The organism is Mycobacterium sp. NPDC049093, assembly GCF_040704635.1.
Classification (GTDB): domain Bacteria; phylum Actinomycetota; class Actinomycetes; order Mycobacteriales; family Mycobacteriaceae; genus Mycobacterium.
This window is the reverse complement of the sequence record NZ_JBEZJS010000003.1, coordinates 500936-517764: the sequence shown is the minus strand read 5'-3', so window position 1 is coordinate 517764 and position 16829 is coordinate 500936. Positions and strand designations below refer to the sequence as shown.

Below are 16829 nucleotides of genomic sequence, written 5' to 3'. Positions count from 1 at the left end.
TTGTCCACTCTCACCAGGGAGACGAGATAGCACCGCCAGATGTGACAGATCAGACGTGAGCGAGTTTGTCCGGGTTGATGACCCGGCGGTAGGCGGTGATCAAACCGTCCGTGATCTGCACCGTGTCGACGGAGTACACGCCGTCCTGCTGATAGAACACCAGCGCGGGCTCGCCGCCGACCTCGATGAAATCGATGCGGTCGGGGCGCCACTGCCGCCCTACTCGCTCCATCACCATGGCGATACGCTCACCGCCGCGAATGGGCTTGCGGGCCGCCGAGACCTTGCCGCCGCCGTCGGTGACATAGACCGCACCCGGATGCAGAAGCCGGACCAGACTCGCCATATCACCGGCTTCGTAGGCGGCGCGGAAGGTTGTCAGCACCCTTCGGCGTTCGGCGTTCGACGCCTGCGGCGCGGACTGTTTCGCCTTGTCCACCCGCCGCCGCGCCCGCGAAGCCGACTGGCGGGCGGCAGCCGCGGACAACTCCAGCATTTCGGCGATCCGGTCGAACTCGATACCGAAAACGTCGTGCAGGACGAAGGCCACGCGCTCCGGCGGGCTCAGCTCGTCCATGATCAGCAGCATCGCCGAGCTGACCGACTCGTCGACGAGGACCGGCTCCGACGCGTCGGGCCCGGTCAGCAGCGGCTCGGGAAGCCACGGCCCGACGTAGGCTTCGCGGCGGGCCCGGGCACTCTTGAGGATGTCGTATGACAGCCGCGCGGAAACCGTGACCAGCCATGCCCGTAGATCCTTCACCTCGGCCAGATCTGCGCCCGTTGCCCGTAGCCACACCTCCTGGGCCACGTCCTCGGCATCGGCGACACTGCCCAGCAACCGGTACGCCACACCGAAGACCGCGGGTCGATGCGTCTCCCACTCGGCAGTGAGCGTGTCCTGCTGATCAGACATACCCGCTACCTTCGCAGATGCGACGTCGCCCGGGATCCCAGGGATTGAGATCGGGCTTGACTCATCATTCGAACTATTGTTCGATATTGGAATGCGCATCGGACGGTTCCGCTTCCGATTCTGATGCGCGATGGACTGGGCAAGCGCCCACGGCGCGCGCCGATGCCGTACCCGAAACCGCGGCATCGGCGCACCCAGTCCTCATCGGGATCGACACTCATGGAATTACCTTGACATTTATATCGAACAATTGTTCGATGTTGGTATGCGGTGGGACGACCAGGCGCTGGACGCTGACGACGGTGCGCTGCCGGGTCTGCAGCGGCTGGGTTTCGTCCGCAGCGTGCGTACACCGCAGTTCGAGGGCATCACGTTTCATGAGGTGCTGTGCAAGTCGGCGCTGAACAAGGTGCCCGCGGCATCGATGCTGCCTTTCCGGTACACCGTCAACGGCTACCGCGGCTGCAGCCACGCCTGCCGGTACTGCTTCGCCCGTCCCACCCATGAGTATCTCGAGTTCGACAGCGGCTCAGACTTCGACACCCAGGTGGTGGTGAAGACCAACGTCGCCGAGGTGCTGGCCCGTGAGTTGCGGCGCCGGTCCTGGGCCCGCGAGACGGTTGCACTCGGTACCAATACCGACCCGTATCAGCGCGCCGAAGGCCGGTACGCCCTGATGCCGGGAATCATTGCAGCGCTGTCTGATTCAGGAACGCCGTTCTCCATACTGACCAAGGGCACGCTGCTTCGCCGCGACCTGCCGCAGATCGCCGAGGCGTCGCGTCGCGTCGACGTGAGCGTCGCGGTGTCGCTGGCCGTAGGTGATGCGGAACTGCACCGCACGGTCGAACCCGGAACGCCTACGCCCGAAGCGAGGCTGGGCCTGATCACGGCGATACGCGACGCGGGGCTGCGGTGCCATGTGATGGTCGCACCGGTGCTGCCGTATCTCACAGATTCGGCTGACCAACTCGACGCTTTGCTCAGTCGCATCGCCGCATCAGGGGCCAGCGGCGTGACCGTGTTCGGTCTGCATCTGAGGGGGACGACACGCGGCTGGTTCATGTCCTGGTTGCAGCGCGAACATCCGGAACTGCTCGCCGATTACCAACGGTTGTACCGGCGCGGCGCCTATCTGCCACCGGACTATCGCGACATGCTTCGTGCCCGGGTGAAACCCCTGGTGGCCCGGCACGGATTGACGGGGCCGGCACCCGCCGCCCGCGTCGGTGCCGTGCGCGAACCCGCAGTGCCGATGCAACCGGCACTCTTCTAGCGGGCGAGGCCGCGCACGAAGTCGGCGACCGCCGTCCCGATCTCGTCGGGGCTGTCCTCCTGAACGAAATGCGTACCGGCAACAGTTACTTCGGTCTGATTCGACCAGGTCCGGGCGAACTCGCGGACCCGGCCCCGCATGATAGCGCCGGGTTGGGAGCGGAAGGCCTGAAACACCTCCCGGCATCACGTTGCGCCACAGGTACGACGACGTGGGGTTGCCGTGCTGGAACACGATGGCTGACGCGGCGGTGCCGTCACCCTCGTCGATGTAAGCCATACGACTGCCGTTGATCTGGTTGACGTTGTGCCTAGTGCTCCAGCGCCTTGGCACAGTTGGCGAGGATGGCGCGGAAGTTCCACGGCAGCAGTCGTGAGCTGACGGCCTCCATCGCTTTACCGCCGGCGCGGGCGGGGTGGGTGTAGCTGGTCGTCCAGTCGATATGCGTCCCGCCGTCGCGGGGTGTGAAACTCAGTGTGCCGCCGTCGTGGTCGAACGGTGGGAATGACCCGATGATCAGATACGAGTAACTGTTCGGGCGGTCGTAGGCGGTGATCTCTTCCCGGAACCACATGCCGGCTCCGGTCACCGCGCGTACGGCCCCCACGGCGGGTCCCGACGATCCCGCTGTCCAGCCCGACCGGAGTACCAGCGGTGCGGTGGCCAGTGCCGCGGGGTCGGCCATCCAGTCGAAGACCTGCTCTGGCGGCGCTGCGATCACTCGTTCCAAGTGAATGGTCGGCATCGGGACCCCCTGCGTTGTCTGGTCCCCACCGTACGCGGCGCACCTTTCGGTACGTCCGCCCCTCAGCGCCGAAGGGCACTCAGCTCTTGTTGCGTTTGACCTGGTTGAACGGCACGCCGCGGTCGGCCGCGAGTTCGCGCGGGAAGCCGAGGATCCGCTCGCCGATGACGTTGCGCGCCATCTCCGAACTGCCGCCGCCCAGCGACCCGGTCTGCCGGGACAGGTAGCGCACTCCGATCTCCATCAGCCCGGCCAACTCCGGTGCATCGTCAGAACCCTCGTCGACGACGCCGGCCGTACCGGCGATGGCCAGCGCGGTGTCCACCTCGAGTTCGGTGGTCTCGGCATGGAACAGCCGGATCAACGTGCCCGCATTCGGTGGCAGCGAGCCGTTTCCGATCGCCTTGCCGACGTGATCGATGAGCTGCTTCTTGACGATGCGCCGCACGAGCGCGCGCCCCGCCAGGTCCTGCACCCGGGCGTCGTCGCCCTGTCCGGTGGCCTCGGCCAGCCCGACGTGGTCCGGCGGCATCTCGTTCGCGTTCTCGGCCCCGGTCCCACTGGCGAACTCGGAACCGCCACCGACCGCGCGACGTTCGTGGTGCAGCTGACGCGAGGCGACGGTCCAGCCGTCGTTGACGTCGCCGACCACGGCGTCTGCCGGCAGCTCGAGATTGTCGAAGAACTCCTCACAGAATTCTTCGTTGCCGTTCACTTCGGTGATGCGCCGCATCGTGATACCCGGCGCGTTGAGCGGCACCAGGAACATGGTCAGGCCCTCGTGTTTGGGCACGGTCCAGTCGGTGCGGGCCAGCATCAACCCGTAGTCGGCGGCAAATGCGCTGGTGCTCCAGGTCTTGGCGCCGTTGATGATCCAGGTGTCACCCTTGAGCTCGGCTCGGGTGATCACGCCGGCGAGATCCGACCCGCCACTGGGTTCGGACAGCAGCTGACACAGGACCTCATCGCCACGGATTGCGGCCGAGATGCGCTCACGTTTCTGGTCTTCGCTGCCCATGTCGAGAATGGTTGCGCCGCAGATGGTGAACGACGGGGTGTTGAGGATCAACGGCATCTCGTAGTTCCGGCATTCGTCGTTGAATGCGTTCTGGTATGCGTAATCGAGCCCAAGGCCGCCGTACTCGCGCGGGAAGCAGATGCCGGCGAAGCCGCCTTCGTAGAGGCGCTTCTGCAGTTCCTTTGCCCGCTCCCACGATTCGGTTTCGGCCCGCACTGCGAACGGGGGGTTGCCGGGATCGATGGGCGGCATGTTCTCGGCCAGCCAGGTCCGGGCGCGCAACGCGAACTGCTCGACGGACTCTGTTGTTGCTGTGGTGCTCACGGTGTCGGTCATGCCCCGATCTCCTCGGCTGCGTGGGTCTTGCGGCTCAACGCGTACACGGCACGGTGGTGGTCTTCGGGTGAACCGTAGAGCGCCCGGTAGAGCGCAACCCGCCGCAGGTACAGGTGCAGATCATGCTCCCAGGTCACCCCGATGCCGCCGTGCAACTGCACGCAGTCCTGCAGCATCACGGGAGCGCGTTCGGCCACATAGGCTTTCGCGACGCTGACGAGCTTCGATGCTTCGGGGGAGCGTTCGGCCACGGCCGCCACGGCTCCGGTGGTGGTGGCGCGCGCTGCTTCGAACCACATCTTCATGTCGGCGGCGCGATGTTTGAGAGCCTGATACGACGCCAGTGGACGGCCGAAGCTGTGCCGGTCGGTGAGCCACTGGTTGGTCATCGTCAGTACCGCGTCGAGGATTCCGACGATCTCGGCGCACTGCAGCACCAGGGCGACCTGGCGCTGGCGTTCGATGATGGCCGGGGTCTCCTCGGCAGTCCCCACCACGGCGGACTCGTCGACCTCGACGCCATCGAATTGCACTCGGGCATAACGCTTGACCAGGTCCACCGACTTCTGGGGGCTGACAGTCACGCCGGCCGCGTCGGTCGGCACCAGGAACTGCCTGATCTGCCCGTCGCAGGCGGCAACCACCAGAACCGTGTCGGCCTGGTCGCCGGCTTCGACTCGGTCCTTGACACCGTCGATGCGGTAGCCCGACTCGGTACGGGTGGCCGTGGTGCCGACGCCGGTGGCGGATTGAAGGGCTCCGAACGGCCGCTTGGGTTCGTAGGCCGCCCACGATGCCACGGTCTCGCCGGCAACCAGTGATTCGATGAGTTCCTCGTGTCCGTCCGGTGATTCGACGAGGCCGGCGAGCACGATACTGATCGGATGCAGCGGACCGGGGGCCACGGTGTGACCGGCCTGCTCGGCAAGCAGCGCCAGGTCGGCGACACCGTCTCCGGACGGACTCCCGCCGCCCAGTTCCTCGGGCACCAGCAGGCTGGCCCAACCCAATTCGGCTGCGCGCCCCCACCATCCGGTGTCGAAGGCGATGCCCTCGGCATGGAGTTCACGCACGCGGCTCAGCGGCACCTCCTTCTCCAGGAAGGCCTGTGCGGTGGAGGTGAACAGCATCTGTTCGGGATTTGCCACATCTGTCATGTAGTCGGCCCAGCTTCGTAGGTGTGGAGGGACTGGATCAGTTCAGTACGAGTGCGGGAACATCGGGTCGGTATACCTTCTTGTTCTCGACCTTGAACAGGTCGACCAGGTTGCCGCCCATGACCTTTCGGACGCCCTCGTCGTCGAGGCCGTGTGCAACCAGATCATCGACCAGGTTGATCGGATCGGCCAGGCCCTCGGGGTGCGGCCAGTCGGATCCGAAGATGATGCGGTCGATGCCGCACAGGTCGGCCATCTTCTTGAAGTCGTCCTCCCAGAACGGGGCGACGTACACGCAGCGCTTGAACGCCTCGATCGGATCCTCGGGGAACTCCTGCGGCATCTTCGAGTAGACGTCTTTGAATTGGTAGAACAGGTACGGCACCCACGAGGCGCCGTTCTCCACCGACAGGATTCGCAGGTCCGGATTGCGGGTCAGTGCGCCGTGGCAGACCAGCGCGGCCATGGTGTCCTCGATCGGACGCTTGCCCATCGCCACCATCCGGAACGACGTCGGCTTGAACGGGAGGAACTCGTCGGCCGGCTCCCAGTCGTTGAGGTACTGCGCGTACCCGCTGTCCGAAGCGTGCATGCACACCGGGATGCCCGCTTTCACGCAGGCGTCCCAAAACGGGTCGAACTCCGGAAGGCCCATCGAGCGGCTACCGCGGTAACCGGGTACCGGCGCCGGGCGGACCAGCACGGTCTTGGCGCCGCGTTCCAGGCACCACTCGAGTTCTTCGAGGGCGCGGTCGACGACGCCGAGGTTGATGACCGGCGTCGAGAAGATGCGGTCGGAGTAGTTGAACTGCCAGGTCTCGTACATCCACTCGTTCAGCGCGTGAATGATGTCGAGGATCAGGTCGGGGTCGTCCTTGAGGCGCTCCTCGACCAGGCTGGCAAGGGTCGGGAACATGATCGTGTAGTCCAGGCCCAGGCTGTCCAGGACCTCAAGGCGCGCTTCGGGGTTGCGGAAGGCGGGGATGGCCTTCATCGGCTTGCCCATCACCTCGCGATAGCTCTTGCCGCCGCTGCCGTGCCGGAAGTACTCCTCCTGGGCGCCCGGCCGCGCGACCACCTCGAACGTGGGGTTGGGGATGTAATCGCTGATCTGGTTGCGCACCACGATCTTCGTGCGGCCGTGCACATCGATGTAGTCGATGACGCCCTTGCGATTGTCGGGCAGGAACTGGGTGAGCGCCTCTTTGGGCTCGTAGAAGTGATTGTCGGCGTCGAACACCGGGTAGGGAAGCTCGCGTGAGGGCATGTTCGCCTCCTGGAAGAGTGTGATTTCCGAAACTGGTAATGACGTTACCACGGGATCATCGACGCCGACGAGCCCATTCGGGCGATCGCTCAATGGATGGGAAAGTTGCTGGTCAGCCAGGGTGCTGAGGGGTCAGCAGGCCGCGTACACAGAACTCGTAGATGTGCTCACCGTCGATCGGCGCGCCGTTGAGTTCGACTCCCAGTGAACGCAGCCGCATCGCGCCCAGGACCGACTGCATGATCAGGGCGGCGGTGCTCTGAACGTCGATGTCGGACCGGAATGCCCCCGAATCCATTCCGCGCCGCAGGATGTCGCCGATGAGCTCGTGCAGTGGGGCCAGTACCCGCGCATATTCACGCGGCAGCGACTCGGCGAGATGGTCGTTGTAGAAGGTCAGGCCGCGGTTGATGCTGTCCTGGGTGCTCGACGACGCCGGGACGGTGATGCGCTCGATCAGCGACCGGAGTGCGTCGGGGCCGGCCAGCCCGTCGGTGTCGCCGCGCCAGCGCAGCGTGGACTCCGCCATGATCTTGTCGATGAGGGCCAGCAGCAGCTCATCCTTAGTGGAAAAATGCTGGTAGAAGGATCGCAACGAGGTCTTGGAGCGTTCCACCACCTCCAGCACCGTGAAGTCGGTGCGTCCGGTTTCGCCCAGGATCGCCAACGCCGATTTCATGAACCGGCGGGCCCGGTCCGCCTGTGCCTCGGCGCGCGCGCCTTCGGGCGGTCGTCCGGCCAGCCTAGCCATTGCGCCATCACCTCCGTCATGCTGCACTTGCGAGAATGACGTTACCGTTTCTGTAGAAGCAATAGGCAGGTTGCGATTGAGCGAGTGGTTTCTGTTCCTACCCCAGGTACGGCTGGCTGTCGACGACGTCGTCGAACGTGCCCAGGTGGCCGAGGCCAGCGGCTTCGACGGCATTGCCTTCATCGACCATCTGGAAGCTCCCGGTGCCACTCACCAAAACATCTGGGAGGCAATGACTGTCGCGACCTGGGTGGCGGCGCGCACCGAACGGCTGCGGATCGGCCATCTGGTGTTGTGCGATGCATTCCGTCATCCGTCGGTGTTGGCCAAGCAGGCCGTGACACTGTCAGAGGCCAGTGGCGGGCGCTTCGAACTCGGTCTCGGATCCGGGTCCTGGCCCCAGGAGTTCGAGCGGTTCGACATCGAAAGCGGTGACGCGGCAGCACGGGTTCGCAGGCTGGGCGAGAATCTGGACCTGCTGCACCAGTATTGGGGCGATGGTGAGCGTGGGCAGGCCCCGCGTCCGTCCCATCCAATTCCGTTGGTGCTGGGCGGAACCGGCAAGCGCATGATGGAACTGGTACGGACCCACGCCGACTGGTGGAACATTCCGTCGCATCAGCTCGATCGGCTGCCCGCGTTGCTACCGACAGTGGGCTCGGCACGAGCCTCCCTGCAACAGATGGTCGGCTTCGTCGGCCGCGGCGCCGATCGCACGGCAGCGACCGAACGCAGCACCCGGCTGTTCGGGCACCTCGGCGACGGCCTGGTGTGCGGCGACGCCGCCGAACTCGCCGCCCACTTCGCCGATCTGTCCGCGCAGGGCGTCGAACGCTTCTACGTGTGGTTCGCCGATTTCGCCGCACCCCACACCATTTCGGAGTTCGCCGAGACAGTCATCAACGCGTGAAAGAGAGGAAGTCATGACCGCAGAATCCGAGGCACCCCAAGAGGTCGAACCGACGCAGTGGACGCTGCAGATGCTGCTGGACCTGTTCGATGCCGAACCCGCGGGGGAGAACCGTTTCACCGTCCAGACCGGCATCGCCGGTGTCGACGAGCGTCAGGTGGTCGAAGGCACCCAGATCGTGGGCGCCGCGATCGTCGCGGCGGCGAAACGCTTTCCGGACAAGTCGGTTCGGTCGGCACATGCGGTGTTTGCCCGGGCCGTGATGGTGGGCCCACCGGTCGAGCTCGACGTCGATGTGATCAGCGAAGGCCGGTCGACAGCCACCGCGGTGATCGCGGCGTCACAGAACGGCAAGCGCTGCATCACCATCACGGTGTTCACCGATGTGCCCTCCGGTGATGTCATCCGCCATCATCTGCCGCGGCCCGAGGTCGCCGGCCCGGCGGACTCGAACCTTTCTCACATGCCGATGATCGGACGCGAACTGCGTCTGGTCGACGTCGTCGACGTCAACAGCCCCGACGATGTCGGCCCGCCCGAGCTGTACGCCTGGCTGCACTACGACCCCGTCCCGGCCCGCGATGACCTGGCCAAGGCGCTGATCGCATATTTCACGGGGCACCTGGGCATTTCGACCACCATGCGGGCGCACGAGGGTATCGGTACCGCGCAGGCCCACCTCACGGTCTCGACCGCGCCGATGACGGTCACGGTGAGTTTCCACGAGCTGGTCCGGTGGGACGGGTGGCTGCTCTACAGCCACGAGAGCACCCAGGTCGGCGCGGGAATGTCGTATGTGCGCGGCGCGGTGCACACCGAGCAAGGCGAACTCATCGCCTCGTTCAGCCAGGACGCGCTGATCCGTCCGCTGCGTACCACCGATACCAGCATCTCCGAGCACTCGCGGCTGTAGGACCGGCACCGCCGCTCAGATCTTCAGATACCCCTTGTCTGCCGGGATCTGGGCGGCGGTGACCAACGACGACGCATCGCTGGCCAGCCACAGCACGATGTCCGAGATGTCGTCGGGCGCGATGAGTGAATCCGTGGGCAACGCGCCGGGGGAGAAGCTGTGGATGTAGTTCGGATGGTCCTGCAGCACCTTGTACATCGATACGTCGTTACCCATCGGGGTGTCGGTGCCGTAGGGGTGGATCGAATTCGCCCGGATCCCGAACTCGCCCAGCTCGATGGCCAGTGAATTGGTGAGCCCGACGACACCGAACTTGCTGGCGCAGTAGTGCGCACAGCCGGGTACCGCCTTGATGCCGGCCGCAGAACTGATCGTGATGATCGAACCGCCGTTGCCCGCCTCGATCATCGCCGGCACCACCGCCTGGACCGTGTTGAACACCCCGGTGAGGTTGACGTCGATGGCGTCCTGCCACTGCTGCGCCGGAATCTCCCACAGCCGGCCCCAATTGAGCACACCGGCATTGGCCACGACGACGTCGAGCCTGCCGAACTGTTCGATCGCATCGGCCACCAGTCGCTTCTGGCCCTCGGCATCACGCACGTCGACCTCACGGGCCAGGACCTTGCGCCCCTCGCCCTCGACGAGGGCCACGGTCTCGGCGAGATCCTCCGGGGTGGCTGCGGCGTAACCGTTCTGGGCGGCGACGGGTGCGCAGGCGTCGAGTGCGACGATGTCGGCTCCGGCTCGAGCCAGTCGCACGCAGTGCGAGCGACCCTGGCCGCGCGCGGCGCCCGTGACGTAGGCGACCCGCCCGGCGAGTGGGGCGTTGGCCGTCGGCTCCTCGCGCAAGCGCTCGTCGGAAGTCATGCGGGTTGCTCCTCGGGTAGTGCGGTGACGCGGACATTGGTGAACTGGTAGTCGGACAGGGGGGACTGGCGGGCAAACTGCCGGGAGCCGGTGATCGTCTGCGGCCGGTAATACGGAGTCTCGTACTGGGAGTTGACGAAATAGCTGTTCAGGCCCGATGTCGCGGTGTAGTACAGGTGGGCAACCCGGCCGTCGCGACGCATCCGCTCGTTCCACAGGTTGAACGCGTCCTGGCTGACGGTGGCGACCTGTGCACCGCGGTGCCGGGTCTCGTCGATGATCCGCACGGCGTGTGCGGCGACAGTCTCGACATAGTCAAGCCAGGCGAATCCGACGAAGCCGAGCGGGCCGACGATCTCCCAGCGGTTGGGCAGCCGTGGGTGGGCCGTGCCGGCGTAGGTGTGCAGACCGTGCGCGCGGTAGTACTGGGCGAGGTCGAAACCGTTGGGACCCAGGATGGTGTCCGGTCGGTAGGTTTCCGGGTCGATCCACAGTTCGTAGCCGGTGGCCAGCACCAGCAGGTCGGCCGGATGATCGACGCCGTCGGTGGTGCGGATCCCGGTCGCGGTGATCCGGTCGATCGGCGTGGTGATCAGGTTGGTGCTGGGGTTGTTCAGTGCCGGCAGGAATGCACTGGAGATCACCGGCCGTTTGGCCAGGATGCCGTACTGTGGCACCAGTTTTCGGCGGGTGGCCGCGTCGTCGACGACCGCACGCAGCAGCAACCGGTACAGCAGCCGGGACCAGCCATCGTAGAGCGGCATCAGGCGGCGTAGCCAGTTGTCCGGCAGTCGGGAGAAGACGTGGACGATGGGTGCCACCATGAAGATGTCCATCGCCAGCCGACCGACTGTGTTCACCGCCGGAACGACGCCGGGCAAGCGCATCAGTCGGCGCATCCACGGAGAGAAGTCGAAGTCGACTTTTGGTAGCACCCAGGCCGGGGTGCGTTGGTAGACATCGAGATTGGCGGCTTCCGCGGACAGGGCGGCGGTGATCTGGACTCCTGAGGAACCGGTGCCGATCACGGCGATGCGCTTGCCCTTGGTGTCGTAGCTGTCGTCCCAGGCGTTGGGACGCAGGATCGTTCCGGTGAAGTCGTCCACACCCTCGATGTCGACGGTGTGCTTGGCATTGACATAGCCGCCGACCGAACTGACCACGAAACGCGCCGTCACGGGTGCCTCGTCGCGGATCTGCAGTCGCCACAGACCGAGTTCGTCGTCCCACTGCTGGCGGATCACCTCACAGTTGGGCCGTAGGTGCTGGTAGAGCCCGAGGTCCGCTGCCGTGTCCTGCAGGTAACGATGGATTTCCGGGCCGGGTGCGAAGAACCTGCTCCAGTTCGGATTCGGGGCGAACGACAGCTGGTACCACAGGGTGGGGATGTCGACTGCGAGTCCGGGGTAGTGGTTGTCGCGCCAGGTTCCGCCGAAGTCGTCGCCCCGCTCGATGATGACGAAGTTGTGGATACCCTTCTGTTGCAACAGGTGCGCGGTGGCGATGCCGCCGGGCCCGGCGCCGATGACGGCGACTTCGTAGTCGGGTTGGGTCATTGTTGCCTTCCGGTGAGGCCGACGACGATGTGGTCGGACACGAATCGTTTGACCGCTCGCGGACTGTCGAGGTTCACCCCGATGGGCGGGAGCAGTTCGAAGCTGAGTAGCAGGCGCACGATCCATTCGCCGGCCCGTGCCGGGGCGACGCCGGGTCCGACCTCTCCGCGTTCCTGGGCCGCGCGGACGAACGGTTTCCACAGGTCGATCGAACGTCGCATCAGATCGTCGCCGGTGTTGCGCAGCAACAGCACCACGACGCTTTCGTTGATGCCGCGTTGCGGGACCGACTCGGAGTTCTGCCGGTGGGCGCAGATGACAACGGCCGCGGCGGCGACCTGGTCGGCCAAGCCTTCGTGGCGGCCGGCCTCGGCGGCGATGGTCTCTATGAAGGCGCCGGCCAGGTGGTCGAGCGCGATCTTGATCGCATTGTCTCGGCTGCCGAAGGCGTTGTGGACGGTGCCGCGGGAGACGCCCGCGTGTTCGGCGACTGCGGTGAGACTGAATTGCCTTGGGCCCAAAAGCCTGAGCGTCGCAGCGGTCGCGGCGAGCAGTGCGGGTGACACCGCCCGGTCCGTATCGCGCATTTGAACAGATTAACGAGATCTGTTCAATGTGGTCAGCGTTTGGCCAGATCAGTCGCGGCGGCATCCAGCACGTCGTTGAACACCCTGGTCAGCATCGGTCGACCGACCCAACGGGTCAGCGTTTCGCCGATGAGTGGGAACTTCACCCGGAACGTCGTGGTCCACACGACGTGGGTGCCGGCGTCCACCGCGGTGAAGCTCACCCGTCCGTGCCGGTGCTCCGAGGGTGGGAAGCTGCGTTCGACCGAGTAGTCGAAGGAGTGCGGCGCGTCGTACGCGGTGATGCGTTCCCGGAACCAGCCGATCGTCCAGAGCAGGATGCGTACCGCTCCTTGTCCATATGGGGCCTGCCGGCCGGGTTCGGCCAGCCGCTGTCGAAGTACCAACGGAGAACGCGTGAAATTGGCTGCGTTGCTCATGAACTCGAACACCTCATCCTGCGGTGCTCCGATGAAACGTTCGACGGTGACGGTCTGCATCAGTTCTCCTGCTGTCTGGTCAGGCTGCGGGTGGTGGCGGTGTCGCGGAGCTTGTCGGGATTGCGCATCGCGTAGAGCGCAGTGATGAGTCCGTCGGTCAGCTCGATGAGCAGGATCGAGTCCAGCGCTCCGTCCCGGAGGAACGACACGGCGGGCATCGAGTTGTAACTTCCGAACGAGATGTCGAACTCGGCCATCGCGCCCTGGGCAAGCCCGGCCATGAAGTGCGCGACGCGTTGTGGCCCGACCACCGGACGACGGGCAGCCGATACCTGTCCGCCGCCGTCGGACAGCGCCACGATGTCGGGGGCCATCACCGCGACAAGGCCATCGATGTCACCGGTGTGCGCGGCCCGAAGGAACCGGGTGACCGTGGTCCGTGCCAGCTGATTGTCCGGCGTGAAGCGGCGTCTGCGGGCCTGTACGTGTTCGCGTGCGCGGTGGGCGATTTGGCGCACCGCAGTGTCGGACTTTCCCACCACGGGCGCGATCTCGGGATAGGTGTAGCCGAACACCTCGTGCAAGACGAACACCACGCGTTCGTCGGGGCTGAGCGTCTCCAGGACAAGCAGCATTGCCATGGATACGGACTCGGCGAGGACGGCGTCCTCGCCCACGTCGGGCTCGGTCTGGATCGGCTCGGGTAGCCAATTGCCGACGTAGTCCTCGCGTCGGCGCTTGCTGGTGCGCAGCGCATTGAGGGCCTGCCGTGTCACGACCTGTACGAGATATGCGTGCGGATGTGTCACGTCGCCTGCCGTGATCCAGCGCAGGTAGCTTTCCTGCACCACATCTTCGGCGTCTGCGGCGCTACCCAGAATCTCGTAGGCCAGTGTGAAGAGCAGCGGGCGGTACCCCGCGAATACCTCGGTGGCGTTCAGATGATCCCCCTGTGCCGTTGGTCGTCACACTCTCAGACACCGCTGGGGCTCCGAACCGTGACAGCCTTTGGCTGTGAACCACATCACATCCCGGCGACGTCGTGTGCGTGGTGGACGATGTCGTGCAGGTGATAGATCGCGATCGTCGCGATGGTGAACTCGCTGCCATTGCTGCGCAACCCGCGGCGCGACCAGGCGTCGGCCGGCACGCGGTCATAGGTGTCGGCGACCACCCCGGCCGCTTCGAACAGCTCGGTCGCGACGTTCCCCGGATCCTGCGACCCATAATCGTCGGCGATCGCGGTGGCGTCCTGATCCCAGTTCGGAAACTGAGGATCCTGCTCGGTCAACATCAACTGCACTCGGTGCTCGAAGACCCGGTGCACGTCGCGGATGTGGCAGCCGTATTCCAGGATCGACCAGCGGTCCGGACGGACCCGCACAGCGACCCCGGTGCCGTGCAGTCGGGGCACCCACAGTGCGGCATCATCGCGGATCATGGCGGCGACCTCGCTGGGTTGGACCGATGCCGGGTCGAACCCGCACTCCGTGCAGACGCGAGACAGCACCCAGGTCCAGTCCTTGGTGTCGGGCTCCAGGGCTTCCATGCCACCAGTGTTGTCGCCGGTCAGCCGGCTGACAACGCCGATCTGAGGACGTCGAGCGGCAGCCCGCCCAGATCGAGTGCGCGGCTGTGGAATTCCCGCAGAGATGATCCCCGGCGCAAGGCCTCGTCGCGGAGTTCGTGCCAGATCCGTTGCCCGATGGCGTACGACGGAGCCTGGCCCGGCCAGCCGAGGTAGCGGTCGAGCTCGAAGCGCAGGTTCTCCTCGGCCATGGCCGAATGCGAGGTCAGGAAATTCCAGGCCCGCTCGGCATCCCACACCTCACCGTCGGGAGCGGTGAGGCCGCAGTGCACGCCGATGTCGAGCACCACCCGAGCCGCTCGGAACCGTTGTGCATCAAGCATTCCCATACGGTCGCCGGCATCGTCGAGCCAGCCCAGCTCGGCCATCAACCGCTCGGCGTACAACGCCCAGCCCTCACCGTGGCCCGACACCCAGCAGCCAAGCCGGCGCCACCGGTTGAGCCGATCGGCCAGCGCCACCGCGCGGCCGATCTGCAGATGATGGCCGGGAACACCTTCATGGAACACCGTGGTGGTTTCCTGCCAGGTGTGGAACCGCTCGACGCCCGGTGGAACCGACCACCACATGCGTCCTGGCCGCGACCAGTCCTCCGACGGCCCGGTGTAGTAGATGCCGCCGGTCTGGGTCGGGGCGATCCGGCACTCGAGTGTGCGAAGCGGCCCGTCGATGTCGAAGTGGGTGCCGGCCAGCGACTGGACCGCGCGGTCGGACAGATCCTGCATCCAGGCCTGCAGCGCATCGGTGCCGGCGATGACGTAGCGCGGTTCGTCGTCCAACCGGCGCAGCGTCTCGGCCACGGTGGCCCCGGGGTAGAGCTGCTGGGCGATCGATTCCTGTTCGGCCACAACGGCATCGAGCAGGCCCAAGCCCCATTCGTAGGCCTCGTCGAGGTCGACGGCAGTACCCAGGAACTGCCGTGACATCAGCCGGTAGGTGTCGCGCCCGCAGGCATCGGACTGGCGCGCATGCGGCGCGATGTCCTCCCGCAGCACGTCGCCCAGCCGCCGGTAGGCGTCGGCCGCGGCTTCGGTGAGCTGCCGTAGCTGCCCCTGTAATCGCCGGTTCTCCGGTACCGCGCCGGTGGCCATCTCGGCGAACAACTGGGCGATCTGCCGGGCCTGGGTGACCCCTCGGGTGACCTGGCGAAGGGCCGGGCCGTGACTGCTGCGGGTCGCGGCACGAAGGGCGTCCGCGTAGCCGGCAGCACGATCGGGCACCTTCGCCAACCTCGCAGCGATCAGCGCCCAGTCGTCCTCGGTGTCGGTGGCCATCAGGTCGAACACGTCGCGCATGGTCTGCAGCGGCGAGGCGATGACGTTGAGTTCACCGAGGTCCAGGCCGGCGTCGTGCACGTCGACGGCCGCGCCGAGGCGCTCGCGCAGCGCGGCCACGGTGACCACGTCGACATCATCGGCGGGCTCCAGCCCGTCGAGTTCCCGCAGCGTTGCGCGGGCAGCTTCGGCGCGGGCTGCCACTCCCTGCGGGGAGTAGTCGGTCATCTCATCGTCGTGACCGGTGATGCCCAGTTCCGTTGCGGCGCACGGATCAAGCTGCGCATAGGTATCGAGGTAGCGCTCGGCTACCGCGTCGACGGCTGTGGCGGCCCTAGCCAAGGTTGTTCGCGGCGAAGGTGTCGCACTTGTTCGGATCGCCGGTCTGGTAGCCGATGGTGAACCACTTCTGTCGCTGCTCGGAAGAACCGTGGGTCCACGCTTCGGGGTTGACCCGGCCGGTGGCCTGCTTCTGGATGCGGTCGTCGCCGACGGAGGAGGCCGCGGACAGGGCGTCGGTGATGTCCTTGTCGCTCAGTGGCTGCAGGAACGGCACATCGGTGCCCTCCTGCCGGGTGATCGACGCGTAATGCGCCCAGACGCCGGCGTAGCAGTCGGCCTGCAGTTCGGTGCGCACGCCCGCACCGGTGGCGCCCTCGGGGTCCCGCTGGGCCCGACCGAGAACGCCCAGCAGGTCCTGCACGTGGTGGCCGAACTCGTGGGCGACGACGTACTCCTGTGCGAGGGGCCCTCCGCTGGAACCGAACTGATCGACGAGCACCTGGAAGAAGTCGGTGTCGAAGTACGCCGTCTTGTCGACGGGGCAGTAGAACGGGCCGACGTCACTGGTGGCCGGACCGCACCCGGTCTGGACCTGCCCCTTGAACAGTCGGACGTGCGGACGGGTGTATCCCTTCAGCAGCTGGGACCACACGCCGTCGACGGAGTTGCCGGTGGCGACCACCCGGCATTCGACCTTGCTGTTGGCGTCGGCGCCGGTCTTGCACTGGCTGAGGTCGAACCCCTCACCCCCGGCGCTGCTGGTGTCTATCGGCTGCTGCTGTTGTGGCATCACGGTGCCCGGGTCGACACCCAGGAACATCGCGAGCACAACGATCAACAGACCACCGAGACCTCCACCGATCGCGATGCCACGGCCGGGGCCGCGGCCACCGCCGGAACTGGAGGTGGTGCTCGTGTCGATCTGCATACCCTCGTTGAAGGTCATCCCGTCACTCCATCGCAT

The 16829-nt window shown here is 66.0% G+C and carries 18 protein-coding genes and 1 pseudogene; 3 read left to right on the top strand and 16 right to left on the bottom strand.

Going from position 1 to position 16829, the window contains the following annotated elements:
* Nucleotides 1-49 precede the first annotated feature (49 nt).
* Nucleotides 50-916: an RNA polymerase sigma factor SigJ gene (gene sigJ, locus AB0876_RS12880; protein ID WP_526042147.1), complete on the bottom strand. Its 867-nt coding sequence runs from the start codon at nt 914-916 to the stop codon at nt 50-52.
* A 265-nt stretch (nt 917-1181) separates the two neighbouring features.
* Between sigJ and AB0876_RS12875 the strand changes: the two genes are divergently transcribed.
* Nucleotides 1182-2192 carry an Rv2578c family radical SAM protein gene (locus AB0876_RS12875; protein WP_526042146.1) on the top strand — a complete coding sequence of 337 codons (1011 nt, stop codon included), beginning with the start codon at nt 1182-1184 and terminating at the stop codon, nt 2190-2192.
* Here the strand turns inward: AB0876_RS12875 and AB0876_RS12870 are convergent.
* The 7 genes and pseudogenes from AB0876_RS12870 to AB0876_RS12840 all read right to left on the bottom strand — a co-directional run bounded on the left by AB0876_RS12870 (nt 2189) and on the right by AB0876_RS12840 (nt 7466).
* A complete protein-coding gene (locus tag AB0876_RS12870; RefSeq protein ID WP_526042145.1) occupies nt 2189-2332 on the bottom strand; it encodes a hypothetical protein in 144 nt (47 codons plus the stop codon). The genes AB0876_RS12875 and AB0876_RS12870 overlap by 4 nt on opposite strands.
* Before the next feature lie 40 nt (nt 2333-2372).
* Nucleotides 2373-2471, bottom strand: a pseudogene (locus tag AB0876_RS12865) (haloalkane dehalogenase); the annotation flags it as partial.
* A gap of 31 nt (nt 2472-2502) precedes the next feature.
* Nucleotides 2503-2937 carry an SRPBCC family protein gene (locus tag AB0876_RS12860; RefSeq protein ID WP_526042144.1) on the bottom strand — a complete coding sequence of 145 codons (435 nt, stop codon included), beginning with the start codon at nt 2935-2937 and terminating at the stop codon, nt 2503-2505.
* 79 nt (nt 2938-3016) lie between these two features.
* On the bottom strand, nt 3017-4291 hold the full coding sequence (locus tag AB0876_RS12855) for an acyl-CoA dehydrogenase family protein (protein WP_491838964.1): 1275 nt from the start codon (nt 4289-4291) through the stop codon (nt 3017-3019).
* Nucleotides 4288-5448: an acyl-CoA dehydrogenase family protein gene (locus AB0876_RS12850; RefSeq protein ID WP_526042143.1), complete on the bottom strand. Its 1161-nt coding sequence runs from the start codon at nt 5446-5448 to the stop codon at nt 4288-4290. The genes AB0876_RS12855 and AB0876_RS12850 overlap by 4 nt, the downstream gene beginning before the upstream one ends.
* A 37-nt stretch (nt 5449-5485) precedes the next feature.
* Complete coding sequence (locus AB0876_RS12845; RefSeq protein WP_491838966.1) at nt 5486-6715, bottom strand: amidohydrolase family protein; 1230 nt, start codon at nt 6713-6715, stop codon at nt 5486-5488.
* A 112-nt stretch (nt 6716-6827) separates the two neighbouring features.
* Entirely contained in the window at nt 6828-7466 is a 639-nt protein-coding gene (locus AB0876_RS12840) for a TetR/AcrR family transcriptional regulator (RefSeq protein ID WP_491838967.1), read from the bottom strand.
* Nucleotides 7467-7542: 76 nt separating this feature from the next.
* Here AB0876_RS12840 and AB0876_RS12835 point away from each other — a divergent pair, with 76 nt between their 5' ends.
* Nucleotides 7543-8376 (top strand): LLM class flavin-dependent oxidoreductase, encoded by an 834-nt coding sequence (locus AB0876_RS12835; protein ID WP_526042142.1) that lies wholly within the window; start codon nt 7543-7545, stop codon nt 8374-8376.
* Between the two features lie 13 nt (nt 8377-8389).
* On the top strand, nt 8390-9289 hold the full coding sequence (locus tag AB0876_RS12830; protein WP_526042141.1) for an acyl-CoA thioesterase: 900 nt from the start codon (nt 8390-8392) through the stop codon (nt 9287-9289).
* A gap of 15 nt (nt 9290-9304) precedes the next feature.
* On the opposite strand, the gene AB0876_RS12825 is transcribed toward AB0876_RS12830, so the two are convergent.
* The 8 genes from AB0876_RS12825 to ypfJ form a co-directional block, all read right to left on the bottom strand.
* Nucleotides 9305-10159 (bottom strand): mycofactocin-coupled SDR family oxidoreductase, encoded by an 855-nt coding sequence (locus tag AB0876_RS12825; protein ID WP_526042140.1) that lies wholly within the window; start codon nt 10157-10159, stop codon nt 9305-9307.
* Nucleotides 10156-11715 (bottom strand): flavin-containing monooxygenase, encoded by a 1560-nt coding sequence (locus AB0876_RS12820; protein ID WP_526042139.1) that lies wholly within the window; start codon nt 11713-11715, stop codon nt 10156-10158. Before AB0876_RS12820 ends, AB0876_RS12825 begins: the two co-directional genes overlap by 4 nt.
* Complete coding sequence (locus AB0876_RS12815; RefSeq protein ID WP_526042138.1) at nt 11712-12302, bottom strand: TetR/AcrR family transcriptional regulator; 591 nt, start codon at nt 12300-12302, stop codon at nt 11712-11714. Before AB0876_RS12815 ends, AB0876_RS12820 begins: the two co-directional genes overlap by 4 nt.
* A 32-nt stretch (nt 12303-12334) precedes the next feature.
* On the bottom strand, nt 12335-12781 hold the full coding sequence (locus tag AB0876_RS12810; protein WP_526042137.1) for an SRPBCC family protein: 447 nt from the start codon (nt 12779-12781) through the stop codon (nt 12335-12337).
* Nucleotides 12781-13662, bottom strand: a complete 882-nt coding sequence (locus AB0876_RS12805) for an RNA polymerase sigma-70 factor (RefSeq protein ID WP_491839352.1) — start codon at nt 13660-13662, stop codon at nt 12781-12783. The genes AB0876_RS12810 and AB0876_RS12805 overlap by 1 nt, the downstream gene beginning before the upstream one ends.
* An 83-nt stretch (nt 13663-13745) precedes the next feature.
* Complete coding sequence (locus AB0876_RS12800) at nt 13746-14270, bottom strand: DinB family protein (RefSeq protein WP_526042136.1); 525 nt, start codon at nt 14268-14270, stop codon at nt 13746-13748.
* Between the two features lie 20 nt (nt 14271-14290).
* Nucleotides 14291-15925 carry a DUF885 domain-containing protein gene (locus AB0876_RS12795; protein WP_491838975.1) on the bottom strand — a complete coding sequence of 545 codons (1635 nt, stop codon included), beginning with the start codon at nt 15923-15925 and terminating at the stop codon, nt 14291-14293.
* Nucleotides 15918-16811 (bottom strand): KPN_02809 family neutral zinc metallopeptidase, encoded by an 894-nt coding sequence (gene ypfJ / locus AB0876_RS12790; RefSeq protein ID WP_491838976.1) that lies wholly within the window; start codon nt 16809-16811, stop codon nt 15918-15920. The genes AB0876_RS12795 and ypfJ overlap by 8 nt, the downstream gene beginning before the upstream one ends.
* Nucleotides 16812-16829 lie beyond the last annotated feature (18 nt).

Coding starts and splice junctions, on each gene's coding strand:
- AB0876_RS12840 (WP_491838967.1), bottom strand. CDS start 7,466: ATGGCTAGGCTGGCCGGACGACCGCCCGAAGGCGCGCGCGCCGAGGCA.
- AB0876_RS12860 (WP_526042144.1), bottom strand. CDS start 2,937: ATGCCGACCATTCACTTGGAACGAGTGATCGCAGCGCCGCCAGAGCAG.
- AB0876_RS12875 (WP_526042146.1), top strand. CDS start 1,182: ATGCGGTGGGACGACCAGGCGCTGGACGCTGACGACGGTGCGCTGCCG.
- AB0876_RS12815 (WP_526042138.1), bottom strand. CDS start 12,302: ATGCGCGATACGGACCGGGCGGTGTCACCCGCACTGCTCGCCGCGACC.
- AB0876_RS12855 (WP_491838964.1), bottom strand. CDS start 4,291: ATGACCGACACCGTGAGCACCACAGCAACAACAGAGTCCGTCGAGCAG.
- AB0876_RS12820 (WP_526042139.1), bottom strand. CDS start 11,715: ATGACCCAACCCGACTACGAAGTCGCCGTCATCGGCGCCGGGCCCGGC.
- sigJ (WP_526042147.1), bottom strand. CDS start 916: ATGTCTGATCAGCAGGACACGCTCACTGCCGAGTGGGAGACGCATCGA.
- AB0876_RS12825 (WP_526042140.1), bottom strand. CDS start 10,159: ATGACTTCCGACGAGCGCTTGCGCGAGGAGCCGACGGCCAACGCCCCA.
- ypfJ (WP_491838976.1), bottom strand. CDS start 16,811: ATGACCTTCAACGAGGGTATGCAGATCGACACGAGCACCACCTCCAGT.
- AB0876_RS12800 (WP_526042136.1), bottom strand. CDS start 14,270: ATGGAAGCCCTGGAGCCCGACACCAAGGACTGGACCTGGGTGCTGTCT.
- AB0876_RS12830 (WP_526042141.1), top strand. CDS start 8,390: ATGACCGCAGAATCCGAGGCACCCCAAGAGGTCGAACCGACGCAGTGG.
- AB0876_RS12810 (WP_526042137.1), bottom strand. CDS start 12,781: ATGCAGACCGTCACCGTCGAACGTTTCATCGGAGCACCGCAGGATGAG.
- AB0876_RS12845 (WP_491838966.1), bottom strand. CDS start 6,715: ATGCCCTCACGCGAGCTTCCCTACCCGGTGTTCGACGCCGACAATCAC.
- AB0876_RS12870 (WP_526042145.1), bottom strand. CDS start 2,332: ATGCGGGGCCGGGTCCGCGAGTTCGCCCGGACCTGGTCGAATCAGACC.
- AB0876_RS12850 (WP_526042143.1), bottom strand. CDS start 5,448: ATGACAGATGTGGCAAATCCCGAACAGATGCTGTTCACCTCCACCGCA.